The following is a 20,054-nucleotide window of genomic DNA, read 5'->3' on the forward strand; positions in this document are numbered from 1 at the left end:
ATGGTGGGTCGTGCAGGATTCGAACCTGCGACCAATTGATTAAAAGTCAACTGCTCTACCGACTGAGCTAACGACCCATCATGGTGCTACTTCGGCGTTTTCACCTTGCCTTGGCAACGGCGGCATATATTACTAACTTATCCGCTCAGTGCAACCTATTTTCCTGAAAAACTGTTCAACTGCTTAATCATCAAACGACAAAGCACAAAAATCGCTCATGACGCGCAATTTTTGTGCCTGGAAAGGGGTTAAAGCCCAGTCAGTCGTTTTTGTGCCTGCTTGGCGCTTTCTGTGTTGGGATATTGTTTGATGACCTGCTGGTAGACAGCCTTCGCTTTATCCGTCTGCCCCTTTTCCTGCATGATCACCCCAACCTTGAGTAAGGCTTCGGAACTTTTGGGGGATTTGGGGTAATTCTTGACCACGTTCGCAAAGTAGTAAGCGGCGTCGTCTTTCTTACCTTTGTTGTAGTTCAACTGGCCCAGCCAATAGTTGGCATTCGGCTGGTAGGTTGAATCAGGATATTTTTTGATAAATGCCTGAAAGGCAGCAATAGCCTGATCGTACTGCTTTTTCTCTAGCACCAATGCCGCCGCAGCGTTGTAGTCGCTGTTGGCGTCACCCGTACTGGCCGGTGCAACGGCCGCGCCCGCACCATTGCTGGCGGGGCTGGCGGTGGAAGCACCGGTATCGGTTGCTGGCGCAGAAGACGCCGACGGCGTTGACGACGAAGAGCCCATGCTATCCATTTGCTGATAGATTTGCTTCTGGCGTTCAACAACCTGATTTAACTGGTACTGATTTTCCTGAATCTGCCCGCGCAAACTGTCAATATCGCGCTGCGTATCAGAAAGCTGCTGCTGAAGTTGAGTTAAAAGCTGGCTGTGAGCGTTGGAAATACGCTCCATTTGGGTGACACGGTCTTCCACCGAGCCAGAGCCGACATTACTGATTGGCGCTTGGGCAGTAGCGGCCCAAGGGACCGCTACGCCAACCAATAACGACAGACCCACGAGATGACGTCTGAAGTTACTGTTCATGCAATGCTCTTAGTATACCAGGACCGCACGACGGTTTTTGGACCATGCCGCTTCGTCATGACCCAGAACCGCAGGTTTCTCTTTACCGTAAGAAACGATAGAGATCTGATCGGAAGAAACACCTTTGCCTTGCAGGTACATCTGAACAGCGCTTGCGCGACGTTCGCCCAGGGCGATGTTGTATTCCGGCGTACCGCGTTCATCCGCATGACCTTCGATGGTCACTTTGTAGGACGGGTTGCTGCGCAGGAAGGAAGCGTGCGCGTCCAGCATCTGAGCGAAGTCAGAACGGATATCGTACTTGTCCAGATCGAAGTATACGATGTTGTTGCGTTGCAGTTCTTGCATTTGCAGGCGAGCCTGCTCAGAAGAAGACATATTGCCGTTTTCATAACCGCTGCCTGCAGTGCCAACGGTAGACTGGTCATTGCCGTCTTTCTTGTGTGAACTACATGCGGCGATAGCCAGCACCGGCAGAGCCAACATCAGGCCTTTCAGTACTTTATTGAATTGCATCTCTTATGTCCTTTGAAAAAATTATTTATGTTTATAAATACGGCGACCAGGCAGGGAATTTAACCTGTCCATCAGTTGCCGGAAGACGCGCTTTGAAACGTCCGTCAGTAGACACCAGTTGCAGCACTGAGCCCAGCCCTTGTTTAGAGCTGTAAATCACCATCGTGCCGTTCGGTGCGATACTCGGCGTTTCGTCCAGATAGGTGCCCGTAATGACTTGAACGGCCCCCGTCACCAGATCTTGTGTAGCAATATGCTGAGCGCCGCCGTTGGAGCTCACCATTACTAGCATTTTGCCATCGTCACTGACTTCTGAGTCCTGATTCTGCGCCCCTTCCCAGGTGATACGCTGCGGAGCTCCGCCATTGACGTTAATTTTGTAGACTTGTGGACGTCCAGCCTGATCCGAAGTATATGCCAAAGTCTGGCTGTCGGGGAACCAGGTTGGCTCAGTATTGTTGCTGCGACCATCCGTCACCTGACGGATCTGACCGGAGCCGATGTCCATGACATACAGGTTCAGGCTGCCGCTTTTGGAAAGCGCGAAGGCCAGTTTACTGCCATCCGGGGAAAACGCCGGAGCACCGTTGTGACGCGGGAAGGACGCAACCTGACGGATTGCGCCATTGGCCAACGTTTGAATCACCAGCGCAGAACGACCGCTTTCAAAGGTGACGTATGCCACCTTGCTGCCATCCGGCGACCAGGCCGGTGACATCAACGGCTCAGGAGAGCGGTGCACCACAAACTGGTTGTAGCCATCGTAGTCAGAGACGCGCAGTTCGTAAGGGAACTGACCGCCGTTGGTCTGCACCACATAGGCGATACGGGTACGGAAAGCACCTTTGATACCGGTTAATTTCTGGAACACTTCATCACTGGCGGTATGCGCGGCATAACGCAGCCACTGTTTGGTGACCTTGAACTGGTTTTGCGCCAATACGCTGCCCGGGTTACCCGAGGTATCAACCAGTTGGTAAGAGATCACGTAGCTGCCGTCCGCACCAGGCTGAACCTGGCCGATGATAACGGAATCAATACCCAGCGCCGTCCAGGCCGCAGGGGTGACTTCCGAGGCAGAACCCGGCTGCTGCGGCATACGGCTGGGATCGATCGGATTGAATTTACCGCTGTTGCGCAGATCCGCACCAACGATACCACCAATATCTTCCGGAGCCGCACCGCCGCCAGCCCACTTAAACGGAACCACGGCGATTGGACGTGCCGAGTCAACCCCTTGGGTAATCTCGATACGCACTTCGGCGTGCAGCGCTGTGACCCACAGCATTAAAAACCCTAGTGCAACTTTACATGCCTGCTTCATTTCATCTCCCTTATCCAGAGGTATCGCCTCGGATAAATTAGCAGAATTTTAACATACCGGTATCACCAAAACACAATACCCGTGGGTGGTGCCATCATCCTTGTCCTAAAGGTGCTATAGCGGCACCTTTAGCCTCGTACTGCACGCCACGATTATTGCGGTTTGAAATCAATCGGTGCGTTTTTGAAAGCTTCATACACATCCGTGCTTGGCGGCTTCGGTATTCTTGCCTGCTTCGCTGCGGCAATCGCCGCCTGACACAGTGCCGGATCGCCACTTTCCGCATCAACGGACACGAGCAGACCATCCGGTGCCAGCTTGATGCGCAATGTACAGGTTTTACCCCGATAAAGCTGCCAATCATAGAATTTACTCTGGATCGCCGCGCGCACCTGACCGCCATAACTGTCCAGGGCGGCGCCGGAGGCACCGCTCTTTTTCGCCGCACCGGCGCCGGCTGGCGCACCGCCACCCGATTTAGGCGCGTTTTTCGACGACGCCAAACCACCGAGCAGATCGTCGACTGAATCAGACTGTGCCGCGGCTTCCGCTGCGGCTTTTTTATCCGCAGCCGCCTTAGCCTTTGCGTCTGCTGCGGCTTTGGCTTTCGCATCAGCAGCGGCTTTTGCTTTGGCATCGGCTTCCGCTTTGGCCTTGGCATCCGCTTCCGCCTTGGCTTCTGCGGCCTTCGCTTTGGCATCGGCTTCCGCTTTCGCCTTGGCTTCAGCATCGGTTTTGGCTTTTGCATCGGCTACCGCTTTGGCCTTGGCTTCTTCTTCAGCCTGCTTTTTCGCGGCAGCAGCAGCGGCTGCCTGTTTCTTCACTTCTTCTTCAGCTTTTTTCTTCGCGTCAGCGGTGGCTTTGGCTTGTTGTTCAGCTTCTGCTTTCGCTTTCGCCGCAGCGGCTTCCGCCTGCTGCTGCTGTTCTTTGGCCTTAGCGGCAGCGGCTTCTGACTGCTTACGCTGCTCGGCCTGCTCTTGCGCCTGCTGCTTGGCGTCTTCTTGCGCTTGCAGGCGTTCTTTCTCTAGCTCTTTTAAGCGCTGTTGCTCAGCAGCCTGCTTTTGCTGTAACTCATCAGCCTGCTGTTCAGCCTGCTTTTTGCGCAATTGTTCAGCACGCTTTGCATCGCTCTGCTGCTGTTGCTGGCGGTTGTACTGTTCGACAACGGCATTGGGATCAACCATTACCGCATCGATTGCCGAGCCGCCGCCACCGCCGCCACTGGCATCCATAGAGGAATGGAATGAGCTCCAAACCAGCAAAGCAATCAGTATGATGTGCAAAACGGCCGAGACGATAATAGCGCGTTTTAACTTATCAGGTTTTTCGGTGGCCTTTAGCACAAGCGATTCCCAAATACTGTGTTGCTGTAATTAACGATTGCCAGAAAAAACGTCACGCTTTGACTGCAACGCATTGATTATATAGGCTGAGTCATCAGACCTACTGATTTAACCCCGGCCTGACGCAGCAAGTTCAGTGCCTTGATGATCTCTTCATAGGGCACATCTTTCGCGCCACCGATCAAAAACACTGACTTGGGATTCTCAACCATACGCGCCTGGGCTTCCGCCACAATCTGCTCTGCGGGAAGTTGCTCCATCCGCTTTTGCTCGATAACCAAGCTGTACTGGCCTACGCCCGACACCTCAACGATAACAGGCGGGTTATCGTTAGTGGAGACGGTTTTGGAATCTGTCGCATCAGGCAAATCCACTTCCACACTCTGCGTGATGATGGGTGCCGTTGCCATGAAAATCAGCAACAACACCAATAGCACGTCCAGCAATGGAACGATGTTAATTTCGGATTTTAGATCCCGGCGACCACGTGAACGAGCCATGCTGCCTCCTGATTACTTGCTATTTTCAGTGAAGGCCTGACGATGCAGGATAGCGATGAACTCTTCCATGAAGTTGTCGTAGTTCTGCTCCAGTTTATTCACGCGCTGATTCAGACGGTTATAGGCCATTACCGCCGGGATCGCCGCAAACAGACCAATGGCGGTCGCAATCAGTGCCTCGGCAATACCCGGAGCAACCATTTGCAACGTGGCCTGCTTAACCGCACCCAACGCGATAAAGGCGTGCATGATCCCCCACACGGTACCGAACAGGCCGATATACGGGCTGATAGAGCCGACGGTTCCCAAGAACGGGATGTGGGTTTCAAGCATTTCCAACTCGCGGTTAAAGGAGATACGCATGGCGCGAGAAGCCCCTTCCACCACGGCTTCCGGCGCATGGCTGTTAGCCCGATGCAACCGGGCAAACTCTTTGAAGCCGGAATAGAAGATCTGCTCTGAACCTGCCAGCGAATCGCGGCGCGTCTGGCTTTCCTGATACAGCCGGGAGAGTTCAATGCCTGACCAGAATTTATCTTCAAAGGCTTCAGCTTCACGCGTAGCGGTATTCAAAATGCGCGTGCGTTGGATGATGATCGCCCAAGAAGCGATGGAAAAACCAATCAAAACCAGCATGATAAGTTTCACTAAAAGACTGGCTTTCAGGAACAAATCAAGGATATTCATGTCAGTCACTGCTTAAACTCCGCGACAATAGACTTAGGAAGCGCGATGGGCTTCATGTGATGTGGATCGATACAAGCGATCAATACGTCGGCCTGACTCAACAGATCGCCGTGAGAATTGAGAATACGCTGAGCAAACGTGAGAGAAGCACCGCGTATCACTGTGATTTCACTCTCTACGTTCAATAAATCATCCAGACGGGCCGGAGAAAAATACTCGACCGCCATACGGCGCACAGCGAAAGCCACATGCTCTTCCAGCAAGGCGCACTGATGAAAGCCGTGCTGGCGTAACATTTCTGTCCGCGCACGCTCATAGAAGGCGATATAACGGGCGTGATACACCACGCCACCGGCGTCTGTGTCTTCATAGTAGACACGCACAGGCCAACGAAACAACGTATTGCTCACTCTACATCCCGGTAATACAACGAAACACCGCTACTATACGCAAGAGAAATGAGGTTTGGAATGGCTAGCTTAGAGGGAAATAAAATAATTATGGGTTGCGCGCAACCCATAACCAAACGGAATAGAACATACCCGTCATACTTCAAGCTGTAGGTGCGTTGGCTACGCTCACTCACCCGAATCACTTACCTAAGTAAGTTCACCGGGATTAATGAATCTCATCCTGAGATTCACCCTACGGGTCAGCGCAAGCGCTGCTCAAATTTGTTCCAGACAAATTTGTCGCTCCCTTGCCGCCTTCCTACAACTCGAATTATTTAGGGTAGATACTAGCGAAAGAAGTAAATTAGCCCTGCGAGCAGGATCACAAAGGCAGGAAAAGGCGCAAAAATCACGCGCCACAGCAGGCGCTGTTGGCGAAACCCTACCCCGTATATCACACCGGTGCACACCGCCCACACCAGCAACGGGCCTTGCCACACTTCCAACGCGCTGGTGCGCGCGGCAAAGCGTGTCGGGTCCCACATCACACAGCCTGCCATCAGCAATGCCATGAGCAGGGCAAGAGCCCGTAACGGGCCCTTGTCCATAAGCTGGTAGAGTTTATCAACCAGACTACTCATTGCGCGTTGTCTTCTGCCGCTTTCGCTTTGGTCGCTTCACTCTGCTCTAACGCCAGAGCGGTAATAATCCCCAGCGAACAAGCAAGAAGCGTTCCGAGTATCCAGGCAAAATACCACATCATTAAGCTCCTTACTTAGTACAGAGAGTGGGTGTTCTGTTCAATATGCTCTTTGGTAATACGACCGAACATTTTGTAGTAACACCATGCCGTGTAAGAGAGCACGATGGGTACAAAAATAATCGCGACGATCGTCATCACTTTCAGCGTGTACAGGCTCGAGGTGGCATCCCACATGGTCAGGCTCACGTTCGGTTGTGTGATGGAAGGCATCACAAACGGGAACATGGCAACCCCAGCGGTCAGGATAACGCAGGCGATAGTCAGCGAACTGAACAGGAAGGCCAGGCCGCCCTTGTTAGCACGCGCCGTCGCGATAGTCAGCAGCGGCAACACCACGCCCAACAGCGGGATCGCCCACAGCACCGGATGCGCCGTGAAGTTAGCCAACCAGGCACCGGCCTGATGCGCCACTTCTTTGTGCAACGGGTTAGACTCTGCCGCCTTGTCCAGCACGGAGGTGATGGTGTAACCATCGATACCGTAAATCACCCACACGCCAGCCAACGCAAAGGTCACCATCATCACCAACGCCGACAACTGAGCTGCACCTTTGGAACGCACATGCAGATCGCCGTTGGTGCGCATCATCAGGTAGGTAGCCCCTTGAGTCAGGATCATGGTCAGGCTGACAACGCCCGCCAACAGGCCAAACGGGTTGAGCAGTTGGAAGAAGCTACCGGTGTAGAACAACCTGGCACTGGCATCGATATGGAACGGCACGCCCTGCAACAGGTTACCGAACGCCACACCGATCACCACCGGTGGCACAAAGCTACCGATGAAGATGCCCCAGTCCCACATGTTGCGCCAGCGCGGGTCTTCCAGCTTGGAGCGGTAGTCAAAACCGATCGGGCGGAAGAACAACGATGCCAGCACCAGAATCATCGCGATATAGAAACCGGAGAACGCGGCGGCATACACCATCGGCCAGGCAGCAAACAATGCCCCACCCGCGGTGATAAGCCACACCTGGTTACCGTCCCAGTGCGGAGCGATGCTGTTGATCATGATACGGCGTTCTACATCATTACGCCCCATCACGCGCACCAGCACGCCAACGCCCATATCAAAGCCGTCAGTGATGGCGAAACCAATCATCAGCACGCCAATCAACAGCCACCAGATAAAACGTAATACTTCATATTCAAACATAGTGGACTCCTGTTTACCGTGCGTCCTGAGCCAGCGTCAACGGCTGTTCAAAGTGATAACGCCCTGTTTTCAGGCTGCTTGGGCCGAGGCGCGCGAATTTGAACATCAGATACATTTCGGCGACCAGGAACAACGTATACAAACCGCAAATCAAGCCCATCGACAGCAGGATGTCACCGGCCGTGAGCGAAGAGTTCGCCACCGCCGTTGGCAGCACTTCACCGATAGCCCAGGGTTGGCGGCCGTACTCAGCAACAAACCAACCGGCTTCAACCGCAATCCACGGTAACGGAATACCGAACAAGGCCGCACGCAGCAGCAGCTTGTTTTTACCGATACGGTTTCTGATCACGCTCCAGAACGACAGGCCGATAATCAGCAGCATCAGTACGCCACAGGCCACCATGATGCGGAACGAGAAGTAGAGTGGCGCAACGCGAGGAATTGAATCCTTGGTCGCCTGCTGAATTTGCGCTTCTGTCGCGTTAGCAACGTCCGTCGTGTATCGTTTGAGCAGCATGCCGTAACCCAGATCCTGTTTGGTCTGGTTAAAGGCTTCACGCACCGCCGGATCGGTATTACCCGCACGCAGCTGTTCCAGCAACTCATACGCTTTGATGCCGTTGCGAATACGCACCTGATGACCATCCATCAGCTCACGCAGCCCCAGCACCACGCCATCCGTCGAACGCGTGGCGATAAGCCCCAGCATAAACGGAATGCGCACCGCGAACTGGTTCTCCATTTTGTCCTGATTAGGAATGGCGAACAGCGTAAAGCTGGCAGGTGCCGGTTGGGTTTCCCACTCGGCTTCAATAGCGGCCAGCTTGGTTTTTTGGACGTCGCCCATTTCATAGCCAGATTCATCACCCAGTACGATAACTGACAGCACAGCCGCAGTGCCGAAGCTGGCAGCGATGGCGAATGAGCGTTTGGCAAAGGCCAAATCACGGCCCTTGAGCAGATAGTAAGCACTGATACCCAGAATGAACATGGCACCAGTGGTGTAACCTGCGGCCACGGTATGGACGAATTTCACCTGCGCAACCGGATTCAGCACCAGTTGAGAGAAACTCACCATTTCCATGCGCATGGTTTCGAAATTGAATTCGGACGCGATGGGGTTTTGCATCCAGCCGTTCGCGACCAGAATCCACAGCGCGGAGAAGTTGGACCCCAACGCCACCAGCCAGGTCACAGCCATGTGTTGCACTTTGCCCAGGCGATCCCAGCCAAAGAAGAACAAGCCAACAAACGTTGATTCGAGGAAGAACGCCATCAGGCCTTCAATCGCCAGCGGCGCGCCGAAAATGTCCCCGACATAGTGAGAGAAATAGGACCAGTTAGTACCGAACTGGAACTCCATGGTCAGCCCGGTGGCCACGCCCAGTGCAAAGTTGATACCAAACAATTTGCCCCAGAACTTGGTCATATCCTTGTAGATTTGTTTGCCCGTTAGCACATAGACCGTTTCCATGATCGCCAACAAAAACGCCATCCCCAGCGTTAATGGTACGAAAAGGAAATGGTACATCGCGGTTAAGGCAAACTGTAAACGTGACAGTTCGACTATATCAAACATCTTGACTCCTTGCTCCTCGCAGGAAGGTTTTAGCTTGTCAATGCCAACAAGCCGCTAAACACCCAAAAAGAACACAACAGAAAATTGCTTCAGAACCGGCTTTTATAAACAGCGAGAGTTCACCGTTAAACCAATAACAAGCCAAAGAAAACACGTTAAAAATAGCTTAAAACGATACCACAAACAGGGTAGCGGCTATATTACGCTTGTAATCCCCTACAATAAATAGGTTTTTACGTGACACAGATTGTGTTTTTGGTTTCAAATCAACTTTACCCTTTCGGCGCACCTTCGGTGAAAATTGATGTGGCGCAATTTAAGCGTATTTCCCTGTTTATAGCCAGCTTAAGATTTTGATCTGGCGCAAATAGCGCCGCTAATGTTAATTTCTGGTTTACCAGGTTTTCGCCATGCTATTAGTTGTTAAATAAATGTAGAAATAAACGTAACAACGGCATCAATTAGCAAACCAATTTTTGACTTGCTCGCGCAGAGTTAATTTTCTGCCCTATCAAGCGTAGATGATTTAACCATAACCACATTGTTTAAATTGTTAATTTAATGTTGCCATGGTTAATATATTGAGCACTGGATTAATAACGGGTCTTAATTATTTTTGTATTCTTCTTTTATTACTGTACAGACAATAAAAAAGGGCCATCCAAAGATGGCCCCCAAACTGCACTTTATTCCTCGTCATCCTCGGCGAAAGCCGGGGATCTCTGTGAGAAGAAACGCGTTTCACCTGCAAGAGATTCCCGCTTTCGCGAGAATGACGGTAGTAGCCGGTACTAGCGTGCCAACGCAGCTTTCACCGCATCGCCGATATCCGCCAGGCTGCGTACCGTTTTCACGCCAGCGGCTTCCAGCGCAGCGAATTTATCATCCGCCGTGCCTTTACCACCGGCAATGATGGCACCCGCATGGCCCATGCGCTTGCCCTTCGGTGCCGTCACACCGGCGATGTACCCTACCACCGGTTTGGTAACATGCGCTTTGATATAGGCTGCCGCTTCTTCTTCCGCCGTGCCACCGATTTCACCGATCATCACGATGGCCTCGGTTTGCGGATCCTGCTCGAACAGCGCCAGAATATCGATAAAGTTGGAGCCTGGAATCGGGTCGCCGCCGATACCGACACAGCTTGACTGACCCAACCCGGTATCCGTGGTCTGTTTAACCGCTTCGTAGGTCAGCGTTCCTGAACGTGAAACGATCCCCACTTTACCCGGCTTGTGAATATGGCCGGGCATAATGCCAATTTTGCATTCACCCGGCGTAATGACGCCCGGGCAGTTCGGCCCAATCATCCGCACACCGCTCTGTTCCAGCTTCACCTTCACGGTCAGCATATCCAGCGTCGGGATACCTTCAGTGATACAGATAACCAGCTCAATACCCGCATCAATCGCTTCCAGAATCGAGTCTTTGCAAAACGGTGCCGGTACGTAGATCACCGAAGCCGTAGCGCCGGTCGCTTCCACCGCTTCGCGCACGGTATTAAACACCGGCAAACCCAAATGTTCTGTGCCGCCTTTACCGGGCGTCACGCCGCCCACCAGTTGCGTACCGTAAGCGAGTGCTTGCTCAGAGTGGAAGGTGCCTTGGCTGCCGGTAAATCCCTGGCAAATGACTTTGGTGTGTTTATCAATCAAAATAGACATTATTTACCCTCCGCTGCCTTCACAACCTGCTGAGCCGCATCTGTCAAACTGGTGGCGGCGATGATATTCAGGCCGCTGTCCGCCAGTTTCTTGGCACCCAGTTCCGCATTGTTTCCTTCCAGGCGCACCACCACAGGTACGTTAACGCCCACTTCGGCTACCGCACCAATGATGCCATCAGCGATCAGGTCGCAGCGCACGATACCGCCAAAGATATTGACCAGTACCGCTTTCACGTTGTCGTCGGAGAGAATGATTTTAAAGGCTTCCGTTACGCGCTCTTTGGTTGCGCCACCGCCCACATCCAGGAAGTTGGCCGGTGCGCCGCCGTGCAGTTTGACGATGTCCATGGTGCCCATGGCAAGACCCGCACCGTTCACCATGCAGCCGATATTGCCATCGAGCGCCACATAGTTCAGTTCCCACTGCGCCGCGTGCGCTTCGCGGGAATCTTCCTGACTCGGATCGCGCATTTCGCGCAGTTCCGGCTGACGGAACAATGCATTGCCGTCAGCGCCGAGTTTGCCGTCCAGACAGATCAGATCGCCCTGCTTGGTGATCACCAGCGGGTTAATCTCTACCAGCGCCAGATCGCGCTCCAGGAACAGCGTCGCCAGTCCCATGAAAATCTTGGTGAACTGCGCCACTTGCTTGCCGCTCAGGCCCAGTTTAAAGGCCAGCTCACGGCCCTGATAAGGCTGCGGGCCGGTCAACGGATCGAGCGCGGCTTTATGAATCAGTTCCGGCGTCTCTTCCGCGACTTTTTCAATTTCCACCCCGCCTTCAGTCGAGGCCATAAACACCACGCGACGCGTAGCGCGATCGACCACAGCACCGAGATAGAGTTCTTGATCGATGTCGGTTGCAGCTTCCACCAGAATCTGGTGTACAGGCTGACCTTGCGCATCCGTTTGGTAGGTAACCAAACGTTTGCCCAGCCAATTTTCCGCAAACGCGCGAATATCTTCTTTGCTGCTCACCACTTTTACGCCGCCCGCTTTACCACGGCCACCCGCATGCACCTGGCATTTCACCACCCACGGACCGGTGCCAATTTTCGAGGCGGCCTCTTCTGCTTCGCGCGGCGTGGTGCAGGCATAACCGGTCGGCGCCGGCAGGCCATATCGAGCAAAGAGCTGTTTTGCCTGATATTCATGTAAATTCATGATGTTCTATCCATCTCGGTTTGAAGATAAGTCGCATGACTTTCTTGATATTATTGGATAACGCCGCCAGGGGCGGCTGCATAGCACAAAGTAAACCAATACTCCCGTATGACCGCCGCTCGGCAGGCGGCGGCGGTCTACGTCATCACACGCTATACATCCAGCAGCAGGCGTGTTGGATCTTCCAGCATCTCTTTTACCGTGACCAAAAAGCCCACGGATTCGCGACCATCAATCAGCCGGTGATCGTAAGAAAGCGCCAGATACATCATCGGCAGAATCACCACCTGCCCCTCCACGGCCATCGGCCTGTCTTTGATGGCATGCATGCCCAGAATCGCACTTTGCGGCGGGTTGATGATTGGCGTGGACATCAGGGAGCCGAACACGCCACCGTTGGTAATGGTGAAATTACCGCCGGTCAGTTCTTCTACCGTCAGTTTGCCGTCGCGCCCTTTCACCGCGAGATCTTTGATTTTCTTCTCAACATCAGCCATACCCAGCGCATCGACATCGCGCAGCACTGGCGTGACCAGACCGCGCGGCGTGGAGACCGCGATACTGACATCAAAATAGTTGTGGTACACCACATCTTCGCCGTCAATGGAGGCGTTCACCTCGGGGTAGCGTTTCAGCGCTTCCACCACGGCTTTGATGTAGAACGACATAAAGCCCAGGCGCACACCGTGGCGTTTTTCAAACGCATCGCCGTACTGCTGACGCAGGTCCATAATCGGCTTCATGTTGACTTCGTTAAAGGTCGTCAACATGGCGGTACTGTTTTTCGCTTCGAGCAGGCGTTCCGCAACACGCTTACGCAGGCGTGTCATCGGCACACGTTTTTCGCTGCGATGGGCCAAAGCGGGTGCAGCTTGCGCTTTCTCCGCTTTTTTATCACTGCCGCTGGCAGCCTGCGTCTGCGCCGCCAGATGCTTCTCCACATCTTCACGCGTGATACGGCCACCGACGCCGCTGCCTTTGATCGCAGCCGCATCCAGACCGTGCTCACCGATCAGACGACGAATTGCCGGACTGAGCGCGTCGTTGTTCTCTTCGGTCAACCCGGCGGTATGGCGCTGGGCAGGCGTAGACTCTTTGCTCTGCGATTTTTCGCTGGTTTCTTTACCGGAGCTGTCGCCCCGACGCAGACGCCCAAGAATTTGGCGCGATGTCACCGTAGCGCCTTCGCTTTCCAGCACGGCATCCAGCACGCCCGCTTCAGGCGCCGGCACTTCCAGCACCACTTTATCGGTTTCAATTTCGACCAGCACTTCATCACGCTGGACGCTGTCACCCGGCTTTTTATGCCAGGTCGCCACGGAAGCATCCGCTACCGATTCGGGAAGGTCAGGGACAAGAATATCTACGCTACTCATTATCTATCCTTTTATTTAATCAACGTTCAGCGCGTCGTTAACCAGATCTTGCTGTTGTTTCTGATGCACAGACATATAACCGACCGCCGGAGAGGCGGAGGCCGGGCGTCCGGCGTAACGCAAAGACGCTCCAAAGGGAATCACTTCGCGGAAATGGTGCTGGCTGCAATACCATGCTCCCTGATTAAGCGGCTCTTCCTGACACCAGACAAAATCATGCACATGCGCAAACGGCGCTAACGCCGCTTGTACCGCCTGCTGCGGGAACGGGTAGAGTTGCTCGATGCGCACAATCGCCACGTTGTTCTGTTCATTCTTACGACGCTGTTCCAATAAATCATAGTAGACCTTGCCGGAACAGAGCACGACGCGCTTCACTCCTTGCGGATCAAGTTCGTCAATTTCACCGATAGCCGGCTGGAACGCGCCGTTTGCCAACTCTTCCAACGAGGAGATCGCCAACGGATGGCGCAACAACGATTTCGGTGACATCACCACCAGCGGACGCCGCATACCGCGTAGCGCCTGACGACGCAACATATGGTAAACCTGCGCCGGGGTCGACGGAATGCACACCTGCATGTTTTGCTCAGCGCACAGTTGCAGATAACGCTCGAGGCGCGCGGAGGAGTGCTCCGGACCCTGACCTTCATAGCCGTGCGGCAGCAGCATCACCAGGCCGCACATGCGTCCCCACTTCTGCTCACCGGAGCTGATGAACTGATCGATCACCACCTGCGCACCGTTGGCGAAATCGCCGAACTGCGCTTCCCAAATGGTCAACGTGCGCGGCTCTGCCGTGGCATATCCGTATTCAAACGCCAGAATCGCCTCTTCGGACAACACCGAGTCCCACACGTTAAACGTGCCCTGCGCGTTATGCACGTGTTCCAGCGGCGTGTAGCTCGAGCCATTCTTTTGGTTATGCACCACGGCGTGGCGGTGGAAGAAAGTGCCACGACCGCTGTCTTCACCGGAAATTCGAATAGGAATACCGTCATCCACCAGCGTGGCGTAAGCCAGGGTTTCGGCGCCGCCCCAATCGAAGGGCTTATTACCCAACGCCATTTCGGCACGATCGGCATACACCTTGGTAACACGCGGATGCGTCTCGATGGCTTCCGGCACTTCACTGATGCGTTTTGCCAACTCTTGCAGGCGTTTCATCTCCACTTTGTGTGGATAGGGTTCATCCCACTCGTGGTTCAGGTAAGGCGTCCAGGTAAAGGATTGCATGTCCATTTCACGCCACTCTTCCACCACGCATTCGCCCGCGTCCAACGCGTCGCGATACAGGTTAACCTGTACGGTGGCATCTTCCAGCGTGATGCTTTTTTCCAGTTCCAGGCGATCGGCATACACCTTGCGCGGCGTCGGGTGTTTTTTGATCTTCTGGTACATCATCGGCTGCGTGGCACTTGGCTCATCCGCTTCGTTGTGACCATGACGACGGTAGCAAATCAGATCGATAAACACATCGCGTTTGAACTCATTGCGGAAATCCAGCGCCAGACGCGTCACATAGGCGACCGCTTCCGGGTCGTCAGCGTTGACGTGGAAAATCGGTGCTTGCACCATCTTGCCAATGTCGGTGCAATATTCCGTGGAACGAATATCCAGCGGGTTGGAGGTGGTGAAACCAATGCGGTTGTTGATCACGATACGCAACGTACCGCCCACTTCGTAGCCGCGCACGGTGGACATGTTCAGCAGTTCCTGCACCACGCCCTGCCCACTGATGGCGGCATCGCCGTGAATGGTCACCGGCAACACGCGTGGGCCGCTCTCACTGCTGAGACGATCGAGGCGCGCACGCACGGAACCGGTCACCACCGGGCTGACAATCTCAAGGTGCGAGGGGTTAAACGCCAGCGCCAGATGCACCAGACCGCCTTCAGTCGCGAATTCAGACGAAAAGCCCTGATGGTATTTCACATCACCGGTGCCGAGATGCTCTTTGTGCTTACCGGCAAACTCATCGAACAAATCCTGCGGCTTTTTGCCCAGTACGTTAACCAGCACGTTGAGGCGGCCACGGTGCGCCATGCCCAACACCACTTCGCGCGTGCCGTTGTTGCCCGCGTGGCGGATCATCTCTTTGAGCATCGGCACCAGCGCATCGCCACCTTCCAGCGAGAAGCGTTTAGCGCCGGGGTATTTGGCACCCAAGTAGCGCTCAAGCCCTTCCGCCGCCGTCAGCTCTTTCAGGAAGCGATACTTCTCTTCCAAACTAAAAGAAGGCTGGCCGGTGATGGATTCGATACGCTGCTGAATCCAGCGTTTTTCATCGGTGCTGGTGATGTGCATGTATTCCGCACCGATAGAACCGCAGTAGGTGCGCTTCAAGGCGTCATACAATTCACCGAGCTTCATGGTCTCTTTGCCAATGGCAAAAGAGCCCACGTTATAGGAATCCTGAAGGTCATCTGCCGTCAGGTTATGGTAGGCCAGATCGAGTTCAGCAACCGGGGCTTGCGGGCGTAAGTCGATCGGGTCCAGCTTGGCTTGCTGATGTCCACGGAAACGAAACGCGTTAATCAGCTGCAATACTTTGACCTGCTTGGCGTCAATGTCAGGATCGGTCACAGAGGAGCTAAAGCGCGAGGCATCTTTCGCCAGACGGCGGAAATAGTCGCGCGTTTTGGAGTGCAGTTGATCGGGTTTGACCCCCGCCGTAGGCAACTGCTGGAAGATAGACCGCCAGCTAAGATCGATAGAATCCGGATCGGTTAAAAAATCTTCATAGAGCTGTTCTATGTAGGACTGGTTCGCGCCCGCCAGATAGGAGGAATCCAGCCAGGCCTTCATTGCGCCGTTCTGCATTGTGATCCCTTAAGCTAATAAGCTTCAGTTTTCGCCGTGGTTAACATGTCCTGTGCCGTAAAAAAACCAGGCACCGTAAACGGTTCATTTCCCTGTCAGATACGCAGGGCCAGGGTATCCTTACCCTTTAAGGAACCTTTAAAAACCGGTTTGGCGCACAAGCCCGTTTTTAAAGGTTTCCTATCATCCCCCCGCTAACTGCCGGGGGGATAATCATGTTACGTCTTACCACTGCACACTACGGCAGTTTTACCTCTGCGCCGCGCCGTAATTTCTCTGCGCGGCGGCGCTTACGCGGTTTCGCGCGGTACTTTAGGCCCCGCGTTGCAACAACATCGATTTGATGTGCCCAATCGCCCGCGTGGGGTTGAGTCCTTTCGGGCAGACATTGACGCAGTTCATGATGCTGTGGCAGCGGAATACGCTGAAGGCATCATCCAGCGCATCCAGTCGCGGCTTGGTTTCCGTATCACGGCTGTCGATCAGGAAACGGTAAGCCGCCAGCAGCCCCGCCGGGCCCACAAATTTATCCGGGTTCCACCAGAACGACGGACAAGACGTGGAACAGCAGGCGCACATGATGCACTCATACAATCCATCCAGCTTGGCACGCTGGTCCGGCGACTGCAAATGTTCACGTGCCGGTGGATTCTGTCCATTATTCAACAAGTAAGGTTTTATTTTCTCATATTGGGCATAGAACTGTCCCATGTCCACCACCAAATCGCGGATTACCGGTAATCCCGGCAATGGACGGATGACAATTTTACCTTTAGCCCGTTGCAGCGCCGAGACAGGCGTGATGCAAGCCAGCCCGTTTTTGCCGTTCATGTTCAGGCCGTCAGAACCACAGACCCCTTCACGGCAAGAGCGACGGAACGCCAGCGTAGGATCTTGCTCTTTCAGCTGGATCAGCGCGTCAAGCAACATCATGTCGCGCCCTTCCTCCGCCTCAAGCGTGTACTCCTGCATATGCGGCGCGTCGTCAACATCCGGGTTGTAGCGATAAATTGAAAATTCAAGTTTCATCGTGCCATCTCCGCGACATTAGTAAGTACGTATTTTCGGCGGAAACGCCGGACGTAATTTAGGTTGCATGTTCACCTCACGGCGCGTCATGCTCTCGTTTTGCGGCAAATACAGCGAATGACACAACCAGTTTTCATCATCGCGATCCGGGTAGTCGAAGCGGCTGTGCGCCCCACGACTTTCGGTACGGTAATTGGCGGAGACGGCCGTTGCATAGGCAGTTTCCATCAGGTTATCCAGTTCGAGACACTCAATGCGCTGGGTATTGAACTCCGTAGAGGTGTCATCAAGGCGCGCATTTTTCAGACGCTCGCGAATCACCTTCAGCTCTTCCAACCCTTTCGCCATCGCATCCCCTTCACGGAACACCGAGAAGTTGTTCTGCATGCAGGATTGCAATGCCTTGCGGATTTCCACCGGATCTTCCCCAGTGCGATTGTTGTTCCAGCGGTTCAAACGTTCCAACGCCGCTTCAACATCGCTGTCGCTGGCATCGCGCAGTTCACCCTGCTCTTGCAGCGATTCTTGCAAATGCATGCCGGCAGAGCGGCCAAACACCACCAGATCGAGCAGCGAGTTACCGCCTAAACGGTTAGCGCCGTGTACGGAAACGCAGGCAATCTCCCCGACGGCAAACAGCCCCGGCACCACAACATCTTCGCCCTTTTCATTGACCGTCAACGCCTGACCGCTCACCTTGGTGGGAATACCGCCCATCATATAGTGGCAGGTGGGAATGACCGGAATCGGTTCTTTCACTGGATCGACGTGAGCAAAAGTACGAGACAGCTCCAGAATGCCCGGCAGGCGTGATTCCAGCACCTCTTTACCCAAGTGATCCAGTTTCAGCTTGGCGTGCGGGCCCCACGGGCCGTCGCAGCCGCGCCCTTCACGGATTTCAATCATGATGGAGCGCGCAACCACATCGCGGCCAGCCAGATCTTTGGCGTTAGGCGCATAGCGCTCCATAAAACGCTCACCGTGCTTGTTGAGCAAATAGCCCCCTTCACCACGGCAGCCTTCGGTCACCAACACCCCCGCGCCCGCAATTCCGGTCGGGTGGAACTGCCACATTTCCATATCCTGCACCGGCACACCGGCACGCAGCGCCATGCCGACGCCGTCACCGGTATTGATGTAGGCGTTGGTGGTGGATTGGTAGATGCGGCCTGCACCACCGGTTGCCAGTATCGTTGCACCCGCTTTGAAATAGACCACTTCGCCGGTCTCAATACAGATAGCGGTACAGCCGACCACTGCGCCATCCTGATTCTTCACCAGATCCAGCGCATACCATTCAGAGAAGATGGTGGTGTGATTTTTCAGGTTTTGCTGATAAAGCGTATGCAACAGGGCATGGCCGGTACGGTCAGCCGCTGCGGCCGTACGCGCCGCCTGCTCACCACCGAAATTCTTCGATTGCCCGCCGAACGGACGCTGATAGATGCGGCCATCATCCAGACGAGAGAAAGGCAGCCCCATATGTTCCAGTTCCAGAATGGCTTCCGGGCCAGTTTTGCACATGTATTCGATGGCATCCTGATCGCCAATGTAGTCCGACCCTTTTACGGTATCGTACATGTGCCATTCCCAGTTATCTTCATGGGTATTGCCCAGTGCGACGGTAATACCGCCCTGCGCAGACACCGTGTGCGAGCGCGTCGGGAATACCTTGGACAGCAGGGCACAGGAAAGCCCCATTTGGGAGATTTGTAACGCAGCGCGCATACCTGCACCGCCTGCGCCGACAACAACGGCATCAAATTGCCTAATTGGTAAATTCATCACGCACCCCACACCACAACGGTTCCATAAATAACGTACACCAGCAGCGCCACCACGATGGCGAGTTGCAATATCAGACGCAGCGCCAGCGGCTTGATGTAGTCAGTCAGCACCTGCCACATTCCTATCCAGGCGTGAACCAGGATGGCGAACAGCGTCAGCAGCGTGAACACTTTGGTAAGGGGCATCGCGAAGAAACCGCGCCAGACCGGATAGGTGATATCCCCCGCCGTCGCGATGAAACCGATGAGATAAATCACGTAGAGCACGATAACAATGGCAGAAGCGCGAATGAGCAGCCAATCGTGAACGCCATTACGTCCTAATGCAGAAGCATTGCTTACCATACGAGGACTCCAGCCAGTAGTGAAAGCACGACAGTAATGATAAAAGAGAGCCTTGCGGAACGATTTCCCGACGCGAGATCTTCTTCCAGAAAGCCAAAGTCCATCATCAGGTGGCGTAATCCGCCAACGATGTGGTAGGCCAGCGCGGTGAGGATGCCCCACAGAATAAATTTAACAATCACGCTATCCAGAATGGCCGCGGCGTACAGGAATCCCTCTTCTGAGGCAAGAGAGTGCCCGAGCAGCCACAGCAGAATGCCGACGGCCACAAAGGTAATTACGCCAGAGACACGGTGAAGAATTGAGGCTATCGCAGTTACGGGAAACTGGATCGTTTGCAGATCCAGATTGACAGGTCTTTGTTTTTTCACGGATTTGCCCACACACCTTTATTATTTTTCGTTCCTCCGGACCTGTAACTAGGTCAGACAGCGCGAAGAATGCAGCCACATGCTTCCGGGTGATACGTTGGCCTTAACGTCAACATCCCATGTTAAACGGCACATGACTTATTCACGCTGGGTGCTCCTACTTCAGGGGGTTCCGGAGACCTGAGGCGAGTATA

General features: G+C 54.1%; 19 protein-coding genes and 1 tRNA gene. All 20 read right to left on the bottom strand.

Annotation, left to right across the window (positions count from 1 at the left end; translation table 11 throughout):
• Window position 1: 1 nt before the first annotated feature.
• A tRNA-Lys gene (locus tag J5067_RS08020) sits at window positions 2-77 on the bottom strand.
• Between the two features lie 171 nt (window positions 78-248).
• Window positions 249-1,040 carry a cell division protein CpoB gene (gene cpoB, locus J5067_RS08025; RefSeq protein WP_264650865.1) on the bottom strand — a complete coding sequence of 264 codons (792 nt, stop codon included), beginning with the start codon at window positions 1,038-1,040 and terminating at the stop codon, window positions 249-251.
• A 9-nt stretch (window positions 1,041-1,049) separates the two neighbouring features.
• Window positions 1,050-1,556 (bottom strand): peptidoglycan-associated lipoprotein Pal, encoded by a 507-nt coding sequence (gene pal / locus J5067_RS08030; protein ID WP_264624106.1) that lies wholly within the window; start codon window positions 1,554-1,556, stop codon window positions 1,050-1,052.
• A gap of 31 nt (window positions 1,557-1,587) precedes the next feature.
• On the bottom strand, window positions 1,588-2,880 hold the full coding sequence (tolB, locus tag J5067_RS08035) for a Tol-Pal system beta propeller repeat protein TolB (RefSeq protein ID WP_264645071.1): 1,293 nt from the start codon (window positions 2,878-2,880) through the stop codon (window positions 1,588-1,590).
• Window positions 2,881-3,032: 152 nt separating this feature from the next.
• Window positions 3,033-4,223, bottom strand: coding sequence for a cell envelope integrity protein TolA (gene tolA / locus J5067_RS08040; protein WP_264645070.1), 1,191 nt, complete (start codon window positions 4,221-4,223; stop codon window positions 3,033-3,035).
• 77 nt (window positions 4,224-4,300) lie between these two features.
• Window positions 4,301-4,723 carry a colicin uptake protein TolR gene (gene tolR, locus J5067_RS08045; RefSeq protein WP_264645069.1) on the bottom strand — a complete coding sequence of 141 codons (423 nt, stop codon included), beginning with the start codon at window positions 4,721-4,723 and terminating at the stop codon, window positions 4,301-4,303.
• A gap of 12 nt (window positions 4,724-4,735) precedes the next feature.
• Window positions 4,736-5,419, bottom strand: a complete 684-nt coding sequence (gene tolQ / locus J5067_RS08050; RefSeq protein ID WP_264645068.1) for a Tol-Pal system protein TolQ — start codon at window positions 5,417-5,419, stop codon at window positions 4,736-4,738.
• Window positions 5,416-5,820: a tol-pal system-associated acyl-CoA thioesterase gene (gene ybgC, locus J5067_RS08055; RefSeq protein WP_264624109.1), complete on the bottom strand. Its 405-nt coding sequence runs from the start codon at window positions 5,818-5,820 to the stop codon at window positions 5,416-5,418. Before ybgC ends, tolQ begins: the two co-directional genes overlap by 4 nt.
• 329 nt (window positions 5,821-6,149) lie before the next feature.
• Window positions 6,150-6,443: a cyd operon protein YbgE gene (ybgE, locus tag J5067_RS08060; protein ID WP_195314803.1), complete on the bottom strand. Its 294-nt coding sequence runs from the start codon at window positions 6,441-6,443 to the stop codon at window positions 6,150-6,152.
• Entirely contained in the window at window positions 6,440-6,562 is a 123-nt protein-coding gene (gene cydX / locus J5067_RS08065; protein WP_195314819.1) for a cytochrome bd-I oxidase subunit CydX, read from the bottom strand. The genes ybgE and cydX overlap by 4 nt, the downstream gene beginning before the upstream one ends.
• Window positions 6,563-6,577: 15 nt before the next feature.
• Window positions 6,578-7,717 carry a cytochrome d ubiquinol oxidase subunit II gene (cydB, locus tag J5067_RS08070; RefSeq protein WP_264650866.1) on the bottom strand — a complete coding sequence of 380 codons (1,140 nt, stop codon included), beginning with the start codon at window positions 7,715-7,717 and terminating at the stop codon, window positions 6,578-6,580.
• Window positions 7,718-7,730: 13 nt separating this feature from the next.
• The gene (gene cydA, locus J5067_RS08075; RefSeq protein ID WP_264645066.1) at window positions 7,731-9,299 is read right to left on the bottom strand and encodes a cytochrome ubiquinol oxidase subunit I; all 1,569 of its coding nucleotides are present in this window, start codon (window positions 9,297-9,299) and stop codon (window positions 7,731-7,733) included.
• 791 nt (window positions 9,300-10,090) lie between these two features.
• On the bottom strand, window positions 10,091-10,963 hold the full coding sequence (gene sucD / locus J5067_RS08080) for a succinate--CoA ligase subunit alpha (RefSeq protein ID WP_264650867.1): 873 nt from the start codon (window positions 10,961-10,963) through the stop codon (window positions 10,091-10,093).
• Window positions 10,963-12,129, bottom strand: coding sequence for an ADP-forming succinate--CoA ligase subunit beta (sucC, locus tag J5067_RS08085; RefSeq protein ID WP_264645064.1), 1,167 nt, complete (start codon window positions 12,127-12,129; stop codon window positions 10,963-10,965). Before sucC ends, sucD begins: the two co-directional genes overlap by 1 nt.
• Before the next feature lie 152 nt (window positions 12,130-12,281).
• Window positions 12,282-13,505 (bottom strand): 2-oxoglutarate dehydrogenase complex dihydrolipoyllysine-residue succinyltransferase, encoded by a 1,224-nt coding sequence (gene odhB / locus J5067_RS08090; protein WP_264650868.1) that lies wholly within the window; start codon window positions 13,503-13,505, stop codon window positions 12,282-12,284.
• A gap of 15 nt (window positions 13,506-13,520) precedes the next feature.
• Window positions 13,521-16,328 (bottom strand): 2-oxoglutarate dehydrogenase E1 component, encoded by a 2,808-nt coding sequence (sucA, locus tag J5067_RS08095; RefSeq protein ID WP_264645062.1) that lies wholly within the window; start codon window positions 16,326-16,328, stop codon window positions 13,521-13,523.
• A 312-nt stretch (window positions 16,329-16,640) separates the two neighbouring features.
• Complete coding sequence (locus tag J5067_RS08100) at window positions 16,641-17,357, bottom strand: succinate dehydrogenase iron-sulfur subunit (RefSeq protein WP_264645061.1); 717 nt, start codon at window positions 17,355-17,357, stop codon at window positions 16,641-16,643.
• Between the two features lie 18 nt (window positions 17,358-17,375).
• Complete coding sequence (gene sdhA / locus J5067_RS08105) at window positions 17,376-19,142, bottom strand: succinate dehydrogenase flavoprotein subunit (RefSeq protein WP_264645060.1); 1,767 nt, start codon at window positions 19,140-19,142, stop codon at window positions 17,376-17,378.
• Window positions 19,142-19,489 (bottom strand): succinate dehydrogenase membrane anchor subunit, encoded by a 348-nt coding sequence (gene sdhD / locus J5067_RS08110; RefSeq protein WP_264645059.1) that lies wholly within the window; start codon window positions 19,487-19,489, stop codon window positions 19,142-19,144. The genes sdhA and sdhD overlap by 1 nt, the downstream gene beginning before the upstream one ends.
• Window positions 19,483-19,872: a succinate dehydrogenase cytochrome b556 subunit gene (gene sdhC, locus J5067_RS08115; RefSeq protein ID WP_264645058.1), complete on the bottom strand. Its 390-nt coding sequence runs from the start codon at window positions 19,870-19,872 to the stop codon at window positions 19,483-19,485. The genes sdhD and sdhC overlap by 7 nt, the downstream gene beginning before the upstream one ends.
• Window positions 19,873-20,054 lie beyond the last annotated feature (182 nt).

The organism is Candidatus Symbiopectobacterium sp. NZEC151, from assembly GCF_025962655.1.
Classification (GTDB): Bacteria; Pseudomonadota; Gammaproteobacteria; order Enterobacterales; family Enterobacteriaceae; genus Symbiopectobacterium.